Below are 17,072 nucleotides of genomic sequence, written 5' to 3' on the forward strand. Positions count from 1 at the left end.
AGCGCGATGAAATGATTCGGCCACCCGTTTACCTGTTTTTTTCTACCTATTCTTTACCAAAACGCACTACCTGCGCTTCTTCTCGAAATTGATTCCCGCCGTGATTGCGGCAAAGGCGTCACGCTCTTCCCGATTGATTCGCGCTCCGTTGTCCCCAACGTCATAGATCGCCTTGTCCTCATTCTCGCTTCGGGTCGCCTTGTTACGGGCTTCGGCAGCCTGGCCCAGACGCCAGGTGATCGCCTCATCCGTCTGCCCGGCCATCTCTTCTTCGGCCTCGGCAATTTCGGCGCTCAGCCCCCGGTATGCGGTCAATTTTGCGAGTTCTTCGTTGAGCGTCAGCTCAGCCAGTTCGACATCGCCGGGATTGCGGACACAGGGGCTGATTGCGACATGGCGAAGGGAGCGCAGGTTTTCAAGGGCATCGGGCCCCAAAGCGTCAAAAATCCGGTCCGTCAGTTGGTCGGGCGCGTCGATGGCATAGCGCAGGATCACATCACGCAAGATGGCATAATCGGGATCGCGGCATTCCATGTCCTCGATCTGAACCTCAAACTGCACGACCACCTCAGGAGTTGCTATGGCCGTGGCCAAGATGACGGCCTCGCGCATATGTACCTGAGCGTTGTCCCCCCCGAAGCCAATAGGGATTGGCGCGTACCCGGCAAGGCTGACAGGCGCTCGGGCTTCCATTTTCCACGCGGTTGCCAGCTGCTCTTGCCGCCTTGCTTGCGGTTCGGGCGGAACAGATCCCAACGCAGGTCCTTAATCTCTTGTCCATAGTGCGAGCGAATCGAGGGGTCGCGGATCTGTTTGATCTTTTCACGCAAGGTCTTGTCCAGCGCAGCTTTACGCTCGGGGCTGTCGAACACCTTACCTTCGGTCTCGCGCTGCCACAGCAGCCGCACCATAGGGATCGCAGCATCCAGCACAGCCTGTACCGCGGCGGGGCCTTCGGCCTTGATCAGGTCGTCCGGGTCCTTGCCTTCGGGCATCAGCGCAAAACGAACCGATTTCCCCGCCTCTAACAGCGGCAGGGCCAGATCAATCACCCGCATCGCGGCACGAAGACCGGCTTTGTCGCCATCCAGAGCAATAATCGGCTCGTCCGAGATGCGCCACAAAAGTTGTAGCTGGTTTTCCGTAATTGCCGTGCCCAGAGGCGCGACCGAAGCACCAAAACCGCCCTCGGCCAGGGCAATGACGTCCATATACCCTTCGGCCACGATCAGCGGTTGCCCCTGCCCCGCCGCCTGCCGGGCAGGTCCGTGGTTGTAGAGGTTGCGGCCCTTGTCAAAGAGCTCGGTCTCGGGAGAGTTCAGGTATTTGGCATTGTCATTTGGGTCCATCGCGCGGCCACCAAAGGCCACACAGCGCCCGCGCGCATCGCGGATCGGGAACATGATACGGTTGCGGAAGGTGTCATAGGGTTTCTTGCCTTTGTTCGACGGCTTGGCCAATCCCGCGCCAAGAATCAAATCTTCGGCCACGCTTTTGCCGCGCAGGTGATCCCACAAGCCCTGCCAACCATCAGGGGCAAAACCGATCTCCCACCGTTCCAGCGCCGGACCATTCAGGCCACGCCGCGTGATGTAGTCGCGCGCCGCCGCTCCGCCACCAGTGTTGAGTTGCAAGCGAAAGAACTGCACAGCCTGTTCCATCACCTCGGCCAGTTGGCTCCGGCGATCCTGCTTTTCTTGTGCTTTGGGATCGCGGGCGGGTAATGTCATCCCGACCTCGCGCGCCAGGATCTCGACCGCCTCAATAAAGGAAACATTTTCGGTTTCCTGCACGAACTTGATCGCGTCACCCTTGGCGTGACAGCCAAAGCAGTAATAGAACCCCTTACGATCATCTACATGAAAAGACGCCGTTTTTTCATGATGGAAGGGGCACGGGGACCACATGTCACCCTTACCCTGGTTGGACTTACGCGGATCCCACGTCACCTTGCGCCCAACCACTTGGGTCAGGCTGACGCGAGAGCGCAGCTCATCCATGAATCCGGGAGTCAGTGACATATCGGTACTGTGTCAGAGATGGGCCCCGCCGCCAAGAGCGGCACAGCCATCAGTCTTCAGTTTACTGTTTCAGGCAGAGTTCCAGCCACGCCTCGCCCAGGTTTTCCTTGCGCAGAACCGATTTTTTCTGCTCGTAAACCCAAGGTGCGATCAAAGGGATCGCGGCATTGTAATTCTCGGGCCATGTAGGGTTGGTGGCAGCGACCACCTTGGCCACATCCCGTTCCTTGACCCGGTCCAAACGCGCATTCTGAATGGCCGCGACCACTTGTGCCTGATAAGTGCAGCTTTGCTCTTTAGTGTCAGCAGCAACAACGGGTGTCGCCAACAGGGCGGCAGCCAAAGAAGCAGCGGTTGCAAGACGGATCATCAATGGTCTCTCCCGGAATCAGTTCTGTTACCGTGCAGGTTAACCCCGCGCGGCCACAGCTTCCATGGCCGTTTTCAGATCGTGTACCAGAGTGTGCGCCATCGAACGGAACGCCATGATCTGAAACGTCCCCTCATCCAAGCGTGCCAGCGAAACCGTCAGGTGCATCAGTTGCGTGCGAACCGCAGTGCCAGCCGGGAAATGCGCCAAGCGCACATCCAATGGCACAAGTCGCGCCAAAACATCTTCGGCCGTATCGCCCGATAGGGTGACAACTGCCCAAGCGTCGGACTGATCCGTCAAAGCCGCGTGTTTAGCCAACCCCGCATCCACCGCGGGGCCAACCAGCATCGCCTGTGCATGCCCGAACCAAACGGCTTGCGTATCGCCATCCCGGATCAGGCCATTGGCCTGCGGGTATTCGACCCCATGCGCTGCCTTCATCGCCTTGGACAGCTTGTTCAACTGTCCATTGTAAGGCGCGACAGAGGTCAGATGCCCTGGTTCAAGCTCGACTACTTTCGCGGTGCCAATCGTCAGCGGCAATAGACCCGCACAGGGCGAAAGAGCTGTAAGATTATCCACGGACCCGTTCCCCCTGTTGGTCAAAAAACACCGGATCGACCACCTCGCAGAGCGTTTCGACTCCGCGCAACCCATCGACCATCTTCACAACCTCTCCATGACGCTCGCGCCCATCGGCCAGGAACCCAAGCGCCAGCATGTGACCCATCGTGGGTGAATGACATACGGATGTCAGATAGCCCTGGTCATTGGTTCGGATCGGTTCGTCGCCCTTTTTGTACAGATGCGCGCCCGCCAGAACCTGCCCGTCTTTCTCGACCGGCTTCAAACCCACCAGAACCTCACGCCCCGGCTCTTCAAGCCCCGGTCGCTGTGTCATCGTCTTGCCGATGCAGTCCTTCTTGGCTGAAACCATCCGCCCCATGCCAATGTCATAGGCCGTGGTCCGTCCGTGGATTTCCGAGTGGGTGATGAACCCCTTTTCAATTCGCAGCACGTTGAGCGCCTCCATCCCGTAGACGCCACCGCCCACCTCTTCTGCTTTTTTGGCCAGCAGGCGGAACAGGCTGTCGCCATAACGGGCCGGTACAGCAACCTCATAGGCGTGTTCACCCGAAAACGAGATGCGGAACAGACGCGCATCAATGCCTAAAACCTTGACCGGACCACAGGCCATGAAGGGCCAGTCTTCGTCCGTCAGCGGTTTGTCCAGCAGCGTATCCAGCAACGCGCGCGACTTTGGCCCTGCAACCGCAAACTGCGCCCATTGTTCCGTGACAGAGGTGAACTGTACATCCAAATCGCGGGCCAGCGCCTGATTGACGAACTCCAGGTGCTTCATCACTTCACCTGCACCTGCGGTGGTGGTGGTCATCACATAGTGGTTCTCCCCCAGCCGCGCGGTGGTGCCATCATCCATGACAAACCCATCCTCGCGCAGCATCAGACCATAGCGCGTGCGCCCGACCTTCAGCGTCGAGAACATGTTGGTGTAGACGAAGTCCAGGAACTGACCGGCATCCTTGCCCTGAACGTCGATCTTGCCCAAGGTCGAGACGTCAGCAATCCCAACCGCGTTGCGGACATAACCAACCTCACGGTTACAGCTTTCAAGCCAAGTGGGTTCGCCCGCCTTGGGGAAATAGCTGGGACGGTACCACAGCCCCGCCTCGATCAGCGGTGCGCCCCGTTCGACGGTCGCCTTGTGCGAGGTGGTAAAGCGTTCGGCAGCAAAGCTCTTGCCGGTGCCCCCTGCCCCAAAGGCCGCAATGGCCACCGGCGAATACGGTGGGCGGAACGTCGTCGTGCCGGTCTCAGGGATCCCACGGCCGGTGGCATCGGCCAGAATGGCCAGTGCCGCCACGTTCGAGTTCTTGCCCTGATCGGTCGCCATCCCTTGCGTGGTGTAGCGTTTCATATGCTCGACCGAGCGGAAGTTCTCAACCGCGGCCTGTTTCACATCCTTGACCGTGACGTCGTTCTGGAAATCGAGCCAGGCGCGGCCTTTGCCCGGAACCGCCCACAATGGCGCGATCTCATACGCTTCATCCTCGGCCTGCGGCTGTGCCACGTCCGGCGCTTGGTATCCCAGATCGGCCAGCGCACGGGCGGCGACCTCAGCCCCTTCACGCAAACACGCCGCGGTGGAAAAGGCCCCATTGCAAGCGCCCGCCGCTTCCAGCCCCGGGATCGCGCCAGGCGTCGGCACAAAGCTCTCGATCTCGCGTTTCCAGGTCGGGCGCCCGTTCATGTGGCAGGTCATATGCACGGTCGGGTTCCAGCCGCCAGTCATCGCCAGACAGTCGGCGTGCAGGTTCTGCTCGCCACTGGCGCTGCGGATGGTGATCGATTCCAGCGCCTTGCGCCCAGCGCTGTTTGAAACCTGCGCGCCGCGATAAACAGGGTAGTCATCGGACGTCGGCCCATCATGACGACTGTCGATAACACCGGCCACATGAACGCCTGCATTCAGCAGGTCACGTGCCGTGCGGTGGATGTCATTGGTGTTGCCAAAAACGGCCACTCGCTGCCCCGGAGCTACGCCCCAACGGTTCAGATAAGCCCGCACCGCGCCTGCGGTCATGATGCCGGGACGGTCATTGTTGCGGAACGCCACGGGACGCTCCAGAGCGCCTGCGGCCAGAACCGCGCGTTTCGACGCAATCCGCCAGAACGTCTCGATCGGCGCGCCTGCCGGGCGGCTGCCCAGATGGTGGCGCACACGTTCCAACGCGCCAAATGTGCCGCCGTCATAGGCCCCGGTCACGGTCGTACGCGTCATCAGGCGCACGTTGTCCATCGCGCCCAGCTCGGCCAAAACCTCGTCAGCCCAGACATGGCCGGGTTTACCGTCGATCTCATGCGTCTCGGCCAGCAGACGCCCGCCCATGCGGCTGTCTTCTTCGGCCAGGATCACATCAGCCCCGGCGCGACCAGCCACCAAGGCGGCCATCAAGCCAGCAGGACCGGACCCGATCACCAGCAGGTCGCAGAAGGCATAGGCCTTGTCATAGACATCTGCGTTGTCTTCACCCGACAGCGCGCCCAGACCGGCAGCGCGACGAATGATCGGCTCATAAAGCTTTTCCCAGAACGCGCGCGGCCACATGAAGGTCTTGTAATAGAAGCCCGCACCCAGGAACGGCGCCGCCAGATCGGTGATCGCCATCGGATCAAACTGCAGTGACAGCCCACGGTTCTGACTGCGCGCCTGCAGGCCGTCGTAAAGCTCCTGCATCGTGGCGCGCACATTGGGGTCTTGCCGCCCATCCTGCCCGACGGTCACCAGCGCATTTGGTTCTTCACTGCCCGCCGTCAAGATGCCGCGCGGGCGGTGATATTTGAACGAACGACCCACTAGCCGAACCTCATTGGCGAGCAGCGCCGAGGCGAGTGTATCACCCTCCAGCCCAGTGTAGTTCACCCCGTCGAACGAAAATGTCACCGGCTTGCTGTGATCCAGCAGACCCCTGTTTGCGACCCTCATGACTTCACCTCCGACACCAATCGCGTCGCGATGATTTCGTGGGTCACCGTGTTGCGCGTCACTTCGATCCAGGCACCGCAGCCGCCCTCGTGCTGCCACAAGTCGCGGGTTTCACCGGCCGGATTCTCACGCAGGTAAACGTAATTGTCCCAGGCCTCTTCGCCCGCATCCGGCGCTGGCCGGTCGAGCGCCAATGCGTGCCCCTTGTAGTAGAATTCGCGACGATCCCGCTCGCCGCAGATCGGACAGGTGATCCTCATACCTTAACCCCCTGCTTCTTCTCGTTACAAATACGGAAATCCGACATCTGCCTCATCCCCTAGTGCAGGTTGTGTTGAGAGCCGCGGCCCTCTTCGTCGATGATGCCCCGCCCGGTGCGGAAACGATCCAGCTGATAGCCTGTGGCGTTCTCATGATAGCGATCTGTCGCGATCAGATGGGCAAAGACGTTGCCCGAGCCCGGTACTGCCTTGAACCCGCCGTAGTTCCAGCCGCAGTTCAGGTAGAGCCCGTCGATATGGGTCCGGTCGATGATGGGTGATCCGTCTGGGGACATATCCATGATCCCGCCCCAACTGCGCAGCATCTTGGCCTTGCCGATCATCGGCATCAGAGCCATGCCCGCCTCCATCACGTGTTCCGCTGTCGGCAAGTTGCCCCGCGCCGCATATGAGGCGTAGTAATCCAGATCGCCGCCAAAGACCAAACCGCCCTTGTCCGATTGGCTGATATAGAAATGCCCCATGCCAAAGGTGACCACGTTGTCGATCACCGGCTTCAATCCTTCGGTCACAAAGGCTTGCAGGATGTGGCTTTCGATCGGCAGGTTCATACCCGCCATCGCTGCTACCTGACTGGAGCGGCCCGCAACCACCATCGCCACCTTCTTGGCCCGGATAGGCCCGCGCGAGGTTTGTACGCCTTTGACCTTGCCGCCATCAATGTCGATTCCGGTCACTTCGCAGTTCTGCAGCAGATCCACACCGCGCTGATCCGCCCCACGGGCAAAGCCCCAGGCCACAGCATCGTGGCGCGCCGTGCCACCGCGCGGGTGATACAGTCCGCCATAGATCGGAAAACGACCATTGTCGAAATCCAGGTAAGGCAACATCTTGCGTAACTCGTCCCGACCCAGAAGGATCGCATCGTCGCCCTGGCTGAGCATCATGTTGCCCTGCCGCGCCCGCGCATCGCGCTGCCCATCGGAATGGAACAAATTGATGATCCCGCGCTGCGAATGCATCACGTTGTAGTTCAGGTCTTCTTCCAACCCTTCCCACAGTTTCAGCGAATGGGAATAAAACTCGGAATTGCCCTGCAGGAAGTAGTTGGCCCGCACGATGGTCGTGTTCCGACCAATGTTGCCGCCACCGATATAGCCTTTTTCCAGCACCGCGATGTTGGTCAACCCATGTTCCTTGGCCAGGTAAAAGGCCGTCGCCAGACCGTGACCGCCGCCACCGATGATGACGATGTCATATTCCGCCTTGGGTTCGGGATCGCGCCAATGGGGTTTCCAGCCCTTGTTGCCGGTCAACCCTTCCTTGAGAACGCGAAGGCCTGAAAAACGCATGATCTGCTTCCTCCTGTCGGGCCGGAATGCGCCCGTCGGAACAGATGTAGCAACCCGCCCCTAGATCACCATATCGCTTTTCGACAAAAACATGTCAGACTCCGACCGGATTTGTCGCAAAGACGTCCAGCTATGGTCGGTTCAGAACCGGATGCGTGCAGCAAATCCCACAATCGGTGCGGTGTCGTAGTCTTGACGGCTGATCTCGGTACCTGCGGCGGAATCCAGCGTAAGACGGCCATCGAACTCTGCTCCGACAAAGGCACTCACCCGAACACCCGGGTTCGGCTCGTAATCCACGGATACCGCCACGGGAATGCTGCGATCCTCGCCCACACCACCGGGGGCAAGGCCTGTGTTGTCCAACCGAAACCGCACGCGTTCAGACCGTGCTCCAAGAGAGAAGCTCAGGGCATCCGAATATTGATAGCTCAAGATCACACCCGGCCCTTGCGTCGCGCCCAACCCCGTTCCGGTACTCACGTTCCAGCGTGGTGCGATGTCCCAATCGACCAGAAGTGCTGGAAAGACCTCGGTCCCGTCGGTACCCAACTCCGAGAAGGCGCCAAATGCAGGTCCGATCCGCAGGTTCGGGTTTACTTGCCATGTGATGCCCGCAAAGACACCATACGTGCGCCCATCGGACGACGCTGCGCCGTCCTCGTAGTCCCAGCGAACCTGAGGTGAGAAGAAAACTGTTGCATTTTGCCCTACGGAAAACCGCACAGGCGCCGAGATCCGCACATCGCGTATACGGTTCCAGGGCTGATTACCGGCCAAGCTGAAGTCATAGGAAAACTGACCGTAGCTCAAGAAAAGGCCCGCTGATGCACCGCTTTCGAAACGATAAAGCGCGCCTGTACGCAGGAACGCCCGCTCCGAGCTGAATTCGCCGCCGCCGCTTAGGCCTGCGTTGCCCTGATAAACCGCCAGCCCATCAAATTGTGCTGCCCATCCCGTGCGTTGTTGGGCTCCTGCTTCGGCCCCAGTCAGCAGAATGGCACTGCCAAATACGGCGAGAGAACACATTTTCGGGGTCATACGGTGCTCCTTTGATTGTCTCACATGGGGACAATAGAGCACTCCCGCCATTCTCCCACCCTCACGGGCTCAATTCGTTGAAAAACTGTGTTTTTTTAACGCGGGTCGTAAAAGGGCGGCGCGCAAATTCGCGCGCCGCCCAATTTCTTATCAAAGAGCCTACAGGCCCTTTGCGCGATAGCTGGCCGCAACCTTGTTGATCGACACCAGATAGGCCGCGGTCCGCAGATCCTCGACATCGGCGCGATCGTGCCAGATCTCACGCATCGACTGATAGGCAATCCGCATGGTGTCATCCAAGCCCGAGCGGACAAGCTCCAGTTCATCAGCGCCGCGCAGATACTTTTGCTTGAACTCAGGTGTCATTGACCAGGCATCCCCAAGATAGCGATCCAAGCGCTCCAGCTCATCAATCACCAACTGGTGGCGTGCCTCTTCCTGACGACGCTGCATCCGCCCAAACCGGATGTGGCTGAGGTTCTTGACCCACTCGAAGTAGGACACCGTCACACCGCCAGCGTTGGCATACATATCGGGAATAATCACGGTGCCCCTCTTACGCAGGATCTCATCCGCTCCGGCCGTCACCGGGCCATTCGCGGCTTCGATAATCAAGGGTGCCTTGATGTTGGCCGCGTTGCCCAGGTTGATAACGCCTTCAAGCGCCGCCGGAATCAGGATGTCACAGTCCTCTTCCAGTACTGCGCCACCGTCAGCTGTATGGGTCGCGTCAGGGTAGCCCGTCACACCACCATGTTTGACGATCCAGTTGCGTACACCTTCGACGTCCAGGCCATCGACGTTGTACAGCGCCCCGTCCCGTTCGATGATGCCGACGACCTTGGAGCCGTCCTCTTCCTGCAGGAACTTCGCAGCATGATAACCCACATTACCAAGGCCCTGAACGATCACGCGCTTGCCATCAAGCGAACCGCTGAGCCCGGCCTTGGCCACGTCGCGCGGATCACGGAAGAACTCGCGCAGCGCATATTGGACACCCCGGCCCGTCGCTTCGACCCGCCCCGAGATACCGCCCGCGTTCAACGGCTTACCGGTGACACAGGCGCGCGCGTTGATGTCGGTGGTGTTCATGCGCGCGTATTGGTCCGCAATCCAGGCCATCTCACGCTCGCCGGTGCCCATGTCTGGGGCGGGAACGTTCTGAGACGGGTGGATCAGGTCACGCTTGGCCAACTCATAGGCAAAGCGGCGGGTGATCTGCTCCAGCTCATGTTCGTCGTATTGACGCGGGTCGATGCACAGACCGCCCTTAGAGCCACCAAAAGGTGCTTCGACCAAGGCACATTTGTAGGTCATTAGCGCGGCCAGTGCTTCGACCTCGTCCTGATTGACGGACGGAGCATAGCGGATACCACCCTTTACCGGTTCCATATGTTCCGAGTGCACTGAGCGATAGCCGACAAAGGTCTGGATCTGTCCGCGCAATCGTACACCAAACCTGACCGTATAGGTCGCGTTGCACACCCGGATTTTTTCTTCCAATCCCGGCGGCAAGTCCATCAGGGCAACCGCTCTGTTGAACATCAGGTCTACGCTCTCACGAAAACTGGGCTCATTTGTACGGGTCATACTCACAATACTTCCTCCATGACCTTTTGCGACTCGCTCTGGGATGAGTTGTCGCAGCGACAGTATGACCGTTCAATTAAGAAGTGCGACATTTTTAATCACTTGCAAAACAAGCCCGTGCGGTTAAGGGACGAATCATACCTGAGTAGCTGTAAATGCCGAATTGTCCTCGCCTCAGAAACAACCCCAGCTCAAACGAGTACAGTGTCTCCAATTCCTACGCAATTTCCATTGTTTAGAGCGTATTGCGCCACATTTTGACCATCATCTCACGGCAAAACCCCTGTGTGGAAGTTTGTCTTCAGGGTGCAGTCAAACGCTGAAGGAAGAGGTGAGTCATGTTTCAAAACGCCAAATTCAGGATCAGTTCAAATCGAGCATCGCGGCGGTTTGTGACACATCGACTCAAGCGCTTTGCATCTGACGAAAGCGGTGTGATGACGATCTTCGTACTGTTTCTGTTCTTTATCATGCTCGCTATTGGCGGCATGGGCGTTGACCTGATGCGCTACGAAAGAGACCGGGCAAATCTGCAATATACAATGGACCGCGCAGTTTTGGCTGCGGCCGACCTTGACCAGACACTCGATCCCGAAACCGTCGTGAGGGAATACCTGCAGAAAGCGGACTTGCTGCAATACCTGACCAACGTAAACGTCACCGAAGGATTGGGTTTTAGAACTGTTGAGGCAACAGCCAACTCAGAGTTTCCCACTCAGTTCATGCACTTGTCGGGTGTCGACACGCTAAACGCTCCGGCTGCCAGTACCGCGGAAGAGAGCATCGGTGGGGTGGAGATTTCTTTGGTTCTGGACGTCTCGGGATCGATGAATTCAAACAGCAGGCTTCCTAACCTGAAAGTCGCCGCGCATGATTTTGTGGATCAGATGGTAGACAACACCGAAGACGGTAAACTTTCGATCTCGATCATCCCGTACGCAACTCAGGTGTCTGTTTCAGACAATATGATGGATGAATTCCAGGTTGTGGGTGAAAACGCACAGTCGAACTGCATCAATTTCCCGGCTAGCGACTTTTCGACCACGCAGCTGGACCCGTCCACGTCGCGCCCTCGAACACTGCACTTTGATACCTTCACAAGCGCAAGTTCGTCCCGCAGTGATGGACGCCCATATGGTGACCTAGTCAAGTTTCCAGTCTGCGAAGCGGACAATGGACGAGAGATTCTGCCCCTTCAGAAAGACCGCACCGTACTGAAGAATTTCATTACCGCGTTGTCTGCTCGCGGGAACACTTCGATCGATGTTGGGATGAAATGGGGCACCGCCTTGCTGGACAGCAGCATGAATGGCGTTGTGACTGAACTTATCGATGCCGGTGATATTCCTACAGACTTCTCGGCGCGCCCCCACAACTTCTCGGATGGTGAAACCTTGAAAGTCATCGTTTTGATGACGGATGGTCAGAACACAAGTCAATATTACCTCAACGACCAGTATCGCCAGGGAGATTCAAACATCTGGTGGAATGCTGAGGAGGAAGAGTATTCCGTCTATCGCCCCGCGACAAACCGCTATTTCTGGCCACATGACGGAACATGGCAAGACCATCCATATGGAAATGGTACAACAGTCGAGACAACCTGCACTGGCACGATCTATTATGGCAACTGCTACTACGGCAGCTGGCAGAACGAGACCGTTGAAGAACCTGGATCGTCCGAACGCCTTACCTATCCCGAACTGTGGGAGCAGACATCCCTGCAATACAACCTGAGTAAACATTACTATCCTTGGATGAACGACGATCAAGCCCGCAGCGAATGGTACTATGGCGTGCGGAATTACGTTGGTTCCAGCACGAAGGATACCCGCACTCAGGCAGTTTGTGACGCTGCAAAGGATCAAAACGTGATTGTCTATACAATCGGGTTCGAAGCCCCAAGCCGTGGTTTGGCAGTACTCAAGGAATGTGCCAGCTCGGACAGTCATTTCTATGATGTCGATGGGTTGGAAATTACGGATGCATTTGCGTCGATTGCATCCTCGATCCGCAAACTGAGGCTGACACAATGATTGGTCAAATCTTTAAAAGATGCCGTCGGTTCAAGGATGACGAAAAGGGCAACGCAACCATCGAGTTTGCATTGCTCTTTCCCCTCCTCATGGTGGCGCTTCTATCTGGCGTAGAACTGGCGTTTGTCACGCTCAAACACGCGATGCTCGAACGGGCGGTCGACTTGACGGTGCGTGACATCCGACTGGGAACAGGCGTCAACTTTCAGCATGACGATCTCAAGGAGATTATTTGCGAACGTTCCACATTCATCACCGATTGCGGCACGAATATGCGCCTCGAGATGGTTCAGGTGGACCCGCGTGACAGCATCAATATTGATGGCGAACCGGATTGCACTGACCGAACCGAGGATGTCAGACCTGTCCGCACATTCGTGAATGGTGCAAGCAACGAACTGATGGTTCTGCGCGCCTGCGCCAAGATCGAACCTTTGTTTCCCACTTCAGGGTTGGGCAAAAAGCTGGGCGACAATGCAGAAGGCCAATACGCGCTGGTTGCAACAACCGTATTCGTGCAGGAGCCACAGTGAGCCATGACCAGTAAATTTCTTAAAAACTTCTTAGAGCGTTTTTCCCGCGACGAAAAAGGCGCTGTTTCCGTCGAATTCGTATTGATGTTTCCCATGTTGTTCTGGGTCATCATGGCTTGCTACACCTTCTTTGACGGCTACCGTCAGAGCTCGGCCAACCTGAAAGCAGCCTTTACGATCAGCGATTTAGTCTCGCGTGAGACGGCTGGAATTGATGAAACATACATAGATTCAATGCAGCGATTGCTGGATATCATGACGCGGAACAGAACTGAAACACGTGTTCGAATTTCGGTCATTCGTTTCGACGAGGAAGACGACCGTTATTATGTCGACTGGTCCAGGGTGCGCGGCTTCAATTCCGAGCTGACCAACGCCACTGTCGGCAGCATCGCGGAACGTTTGCCGACCATGCCGGACGAAGAGCGCGTGATCCTGATCGAGACCAGCAATACTTATGTCCCGCCATTCAGGGTCGGTATCGACGATATCGAGATGAACAACTTTGTATTTACCCGACCGCGCTTTACCAACCAGGTGGCTTGGGCGTCCTGACGCGAGCCACTACGAGGGGCGTGGGAGCTGTTTACTCACCGTTCTTTGATCGGCCTTCTCGAAGTTGAATTGACGGCCTCGCCACTGGCGGGGCTAGAACCATGCCGCTTTTTCGCTCAGTAACGAAAACAGAGGCACATGGTCTCAAGGATTTATTCGCCACAAGTTCTCTGCTGAAATTGAAGGTAAACAAGTGGAATCGTTCAAATACCGAACTCTGCTTCGCCAACCTTGGCGGTTTATTACTGATCTACTTGTTCCAGATGACGACTGGAGACTAGTCGTTCGACTTGGCATCTTAGGTCAACATTTTTTCAACAAGGGTGAACAGAGCCGAACGATGGCAAAGGCGCTCGCCAATTAGCCTAGCGAGATCAACAAAGGCAACTAATTTGCGTAAATGCGGCCATATATGGAAGTTTAGGGCTTCTAGGAAAACCGCCGTGCACTTTACTGCAGCATACCGATAGATTGGGCAGGCACTCTGCCGACATGCAGCTCCGCCACAAACGCCTTGCTTGTGGCACTAGGGTCCGTTCTTGGCACAAAGACCAAAATCGTCTGACGTTCCACAAGGATCGGTTACCCCATTTGGCACAACACCTATATCCCCGGCTGTATCAGACGAGTTAGCCCCGTTGCGCGATCATTGCTGAAATCATCTCGGCCATAAACTTGCTCTGCGATCCTGGCGTCACACCGCCAATTCCGATGCGGCGGCCCATGCGCCACCAGAGGCCCGGCTGCCATACGCGCGGCGCGGACTGGCTGGTGCGCAACAAAAAGCCATTGGACGGTTTGAACGCAAAAGTTCCCCGATCAAGGGCTTCGATGTCTTCGACCCGCGCGATCACTTGCCCATCGGTCGAGCGCAGCTCGGTTTCGGTCAATTCGAGACGCTCTTGTGTGGCACGCCACATCTTGAGCGCCAGCCACATGGCCGCCCCCCAACAACAATCAGAAAAGCCTGCCAATGCAGTTCGGGACCACCCAACAGAGCGACATAGAATGACATCAGCGACACAACGGCGAGCATGATCACCCCCATCCATCTGCGCGGGGCCGAGGCCTCGACCACGGCCAATACGTCTTCGTTCATCTGCCCCTCCACTGCTCTGCGGTTGTGGGCATAACGCATTCAACGCCCGGGCAACAGGGCCATTGCCCTACCCACTAACCGCAGATAGCGTCCCACACATGAGCTATCCATCAAACCGGGATACCCCGCAGAAAGCCAATGACGCCGCCGCAGGCATCGATGTGACCGACGATTTCGAGCGGTTCACACAGCGCAACGACGTCTTCACCCGCGCCATGTGGGACGATCGTGTCAAGTCCAAGCACACGGCCAAATTCTTTGCCTCTTACCGAATGGAGGCCACACCCCGGCGCGGTGACGGGTTTTCGCAAAAGGATTTTGCCCTGCGCAACGCCGCTTGGCTGATTTCAGATGTGGTGACCAACCGCTTTGCCGATCAGGGACGACGCGAAGGGTTTCAAGCCCCGATCAGCAACGACACGCCTGTGGCCCCCATGCAAGCCGAAATCGACGATCCCACCAAAATGAGCGCTGAGGTCAAACGTATCGCCAAGTTTTTTGGCGCTGATTTGTGCGGCGTGACCGATCTGGACGAGCGCTGGCTTTATACCTCGCGCGTCGACACCCGCGATCTGACCGAAGCACCGCTGGACCTGCCCGAGGGGCTCAACTCGGTCATCGTGTTGGGGCACGAGATGGACAAGGAGCTGGTCGCCACCTACCCTTCGGCTCTGGCCGGTGCTGCGACAGGGCGCGAATACAGCCACGAGGCGTCGGTGGTAATGCAACTGGCAGCCTATATCCGCAACCTGGGGTTTGAGGCCGTTCCGTCGATGAACGACACCGGTCTGGTCATTCCTTACGCGGTCAAGGCGGGCCTGGGAGAATATGCCCGCAACCAGATGGTAATCACACCCGAGTTCGGGCCGCGCCTGCGGTTCTCCAAGATTTTCACCAACCTGCCGCTGACCCATGACACGCCCGAACCCAAAGGGGTGAAGGCGTTCTGCGACATCTGTACCAAATGCGCCGACGCCTGTCCGGTCAAGGCGCTGCCTTATGGCCCGCCCACGACAGACACGGCCAATGTCTCGGCCATCAAGGGGGTGCGTAAATGGACATCGGATGCAGAAAAGTGCTTTTCCTTCTGGGCCAAGCTTGCGTCCGATTGTGCCATCTGCATGCGCGTCTGCCCTTTCAATCGCGACTATTCCAAACGGCGTCATCGGTTGTGGTTGAAGCTGGCGCTGTCACCGTGGCGCAAACTGGCACTGCGCCTGGCGAAAGATCATGGGCAGCGTTCGAAACCAGCGGAGTGGTGGGGTGCTCACGAGGGGTAAACATCTGGACCAGATCCGGATGTGCTCCCGCCTTCGCAGCATGCCCTGACGGGCTCTTGCTCAGTTGGGCCGGGCGCCTCACCTGCGGCTCGGCGCGGCATCGCAGAACGCAAGCGTCATGTATTGGTTCAGTACAAAGGGCCAACCGCGTAGACATCCTGCGCCGTCTGCAACCCTTTCAGTTTCTGTTGCCCCAAGGAACGCCCCTGAACGCCAGAGTGGTCAACAAAAGCCTCGGACACCAGAAGCGGCTGGTTCAGCGTCCCGCACAGTCCCGCCACGCGGGCCGCCACATTCACATCGCGCCCTATCACCGTGTAATCGAGCCGCATGCCCGAGCCGACGTTGCCGTAAGCGACTTCACCGAAGTGTAAGGCGATACCTACCTCGAAGGCGGGCGTCGTCTGAGCCTCCCCAACCCGAGCCAACCCTTCGCGGGATGCCTTTAGCGCAGCGGTACAGGCGGCCACGCCGTCCTGTTCGGCGCGAAAGATCGCCAGGATGCCGTCGCCCATGAACTTGAGCACTTCGCCGCCCGCCGCTTCGACCGGGGGCACCAGGCAATCGTAGTAGGTGTTCAATAGCCCGGTCGCCGCCTCGGCCGACATGTCGGCGGTCAGTTCGGTAAACCGGCGCATGTCGGCAAACAGGATGGCCGAGCGGATGTGCATGACCTCACCCCGGTGCACATCACCCGACAGAATACGACGATGCGGCTCATCGCCAACATACATGCGCATCACCTCGTGCATGGCGCGGTTCGTGGTCAGGATCTCTTGGCAGGCGGCCAGTGCCGGGAAAACCGCGCGCAGAAAGGTAAAATCCTGTGCCGAGAACCCAGCGGGATCACTGGTCGCAAAGCTGAAGGTGCTGGACATGCCGCTGCGCATGAACACCGGTGCCATGATGTAATGGGTGTGCCCCGCCTCTTTCAGCTCTGGCACGATATCATAGCGATCATCCGGCGTGTCTGGCAGCCACATCACCACCCACTCTCCGCTGTTGTGTGCATCAGCTGCGGGGGATTTCGAATACCCCTCGCCGCTTTCCGCTGAATAGGGAAACAAGTAGCTGCGCGCGCCCGAGCCGCGCTCCCAGAACCGTGCGCTGGCCACGGCCTCGGCATGCAGCAGCGGCACGATGGAACTGGCGCGATCCAGCGGCACACCCGCACGCCGGATGCGGTCGCACATCTCGCACAACACGTCATCGGCATCTGTGGTTTTCAAAGCATCGCCCAGCATGTAATTCATCAGCTCAAGCGCGGCGATCATCATGCCCTGGGGCAAGGTCGCCAATTGGTCGGTGGAGTGGGTCATATCCTGATCCTACGCCTGCGCACCGGACTGCGACAATAGCAAGACTTTCGTTCACAAATGCACAGCGCCCGTGCCTCCTGTCAGATTGAGCCGCCTCGTCGCGCGCCCTACATTTCAAACCACATCGCATTCAAAGGCTGACAC

At 58.0% G+C, this 17,072-nt stretch carries 14 protein-coding genes and 1 pseudogene; 4 read left to right on the plus strand and 11 right to left on the minus strand.

The features are described 5' to 3' along the window. Positions 1-66 precede the first annotated feature (66 nt). From dnaG to ACZ1HE_RS14235, 8 genes and pseudogenes are all read right to left on the minus strand, one after another. Positions 67-2,021, minus strand: a pseudogene (gene dnaG, locus ACZ1HE_RS14200) (DNA primase). 61 nt (positions 2,022-2,082) lie between these two features. Continuing rightward, a complete protein-coding gene (locus ACZ1HE_RS14205) occupies positions 2,083-2,391 on the minus strand; it encodes a hypothetical protein (RefSeq protein WP_472621773.1) in 309 nt (102 codons plus the stop codon). A 39-nt stretch (positions 2,392-2,430) separates the two neighbouring features. Then, on the minus strand, positions 2,431-2,976 hold the full coding sequence (locus ACZ1HE_RS14210; RefSeq protein ID WP_472621775.1) for a sarcosine oxidase subunit gamma: 546 nt from the start codon (positions 2,974-2,976) through the stop codon (positions 2,431-2,433). After that, entirely contained in the window at positions 2,969-5,902 is a 2,934-nt protein-coding gene (locus ACZ1HE_RS14215) for a sarcosine oxidase subunit alpha family protein (RefSeq protein WP_472621777.1), read from the minus strand. Before ACZ1HE_RS14215 ends, ACZ1HE_RS14210 begins: the two co-directional genes overlap by 8 nt. Further along, complete coding sequence (locus ACZ1HE_RS14220) at positions 5,899-6,162, minus strand: sarcosine oxidase subunit delta (protein ID WP_472621779.1); 264 nt, start codon at positions 6,160-6,162, stop codon at positions 5,899-5,901. Before ACZ1HE_RS14220 ends, ACZ1HE_RS14215 begins: the two co-directional genes overlap by 4 nt. Before the next feature lie 59 nt (positions 6,163-6,221). Then, positions 6,222-7,475: a sarcosine oxidase subunit beta family protein gene (locus ACZ1HE_RS14225; protein WP_472621781.1), complete on the minus strand. Its 1,254-nt coding sequence runs from the start codon at positions 7,473-7,475 to the stop codon at positions 6,222-6,224. A 141-nt stretch (positions 7,476-7,616) separates the two neighbouring features. Next, entirely contained in the window at positions 7,617-8,516 is a 900-nt protein-coding gene (locus ACZ1HE_RS14230; protein ID WP_472621783.1) for a hypothetical protein, read from the minus strand. 159 nt (positions 8,517-8,675) lie between these two features. Beyond that, positions 8,676-10,106, minus strand: a complete 1,431-nt coding sequence (locus tag ACZ1HE_RS14235) for a Glu/Leu/Phe/Val family dehydrogenase (protein WP_472621785.1) — start codon at positions 10,104-10,106, stop codon at positions 8,676-8,678. A gap of 437 nt (positions 10,107-10,543) precedes the next feature. Between ACZ1HE_RS14235 and ACZ1HE_RS14240 the strand changes: the two genes are divergently transcribed. Genes ACZ1HE_RS14240 through ACZ1HE_RS14250 form a run of 3 tightly spaced genes read left to right on the plus strand, consistent with a single transcriptional unit; the run spans position 10,544 to position 13,230 of the window. Then, complete coding sequence (locus ACZ1HE_RS14240; protein ID WP_472621787.1) at positions 10,544-12,142, plus strand: Tad domain-containing protein; 1,599 nt, start codon at positions 10,544-10,546, stop codon at positions 12,140-12,142. Beyond that, a complete protein-coding gene (locus tag ACZ1HE_RS14245) occupies positions 12,139-12,675 on the plus strand; it encodes a TadE/TadG family type IV pilus assembly protein (protein ID WP_472621789.1) in 537 nt (178 codons plus the stop codon). Before ACZ1HE_RS14240 ends, ACZ1HE_RS14245 begins: the two co-directional genes overlap by 4 nt. A gap of 3 nt (positions 12,676-12,678) precedes the next feature. After that, on the plus strand, positions 12,679-13,230 hold the full coding sequence (locus ACZ1HE_RS14250) for a TadE/TadG family type IV pilus assembly protein (protein ID WP_472621791.1): 552 nt from the start codon (positions 12,679-12,681) through the stop codon (positions 13,228-13,230). Between the two features lie 629 nt (positions 13,231-13,859). On the opposite strand, the gene ACZ1HE_RS14255 is transcribed toward ACZ1HE_RS14250, so the two are convergent. Together ACZ1HE_RS14255 and ACZ1HE_RS14260 are read right to left on the minus strand one after the other, a co-directional pair. Next, positions 13,860-14,168, minus strand: coding sequence for a hypothetical protein (locus ACZ1HE_RS14255; RefSeq protein WP_472621793.1), 309 nt, complete (start codon positions 14,166-14,168; stop codon positions 13,860-13,862). Then, positions 14,117-14,329: a hypothetical protein gene (locus tag ACZ1HE_RS14260; RefSeq protein WP_472621795.1), complete on the minus strand. Its 213-nt coding sequence runs from the start codon at positions 14,327-14,329 to the stop codon at positions 14,117-14,119. Before ACZ1HE_RS14260 ends, ACZ1HE_RS14255 begins: the two co-directional genes overlap by 52 nt. A gap of 98 nt (positions 14,330-14,427) precedes the next feature. Here ACZ1HE_RS14260 and ACZ1HE_RS14265 point away from each other — a divergent pair, with 98 nt between their 5' ends. After that, positions 14,428-15,609, plus strand: coding sequence for a 4Fe-4S double cluster binding domain-containing protein (locus ACZ1HE_RS14265; protein ID WP_472621797.1), 1,182 nt, complete (start codon positions 14,428-14,430; stop codon positions 15,607-15,609). 128 nt (positions 15,610-15,737) lie between these two features. On the opposite strand, the gene ACZ1HE_RS14270 is transcribed toward ACZ1HE_RS14265, so the two are convergent. After that, positions 15,738-16,928 (minus strand): adenylate/guanylate cyclase domain-containing protein, encoded by a 1,191-nt coding sequence (locus ACZ1HE_RS14270; protein WP_472621799.1) that lies wholly within the window; start codon positions 16,926-16,928, stop codon positions 15,738-15,740. Between the last annotated feature and the right edge of the window lie 144 nt (positions 16,929-17,072).

This window comes from Falsiruegeria sp. JB4-1 (assembly GCF_055693495.1).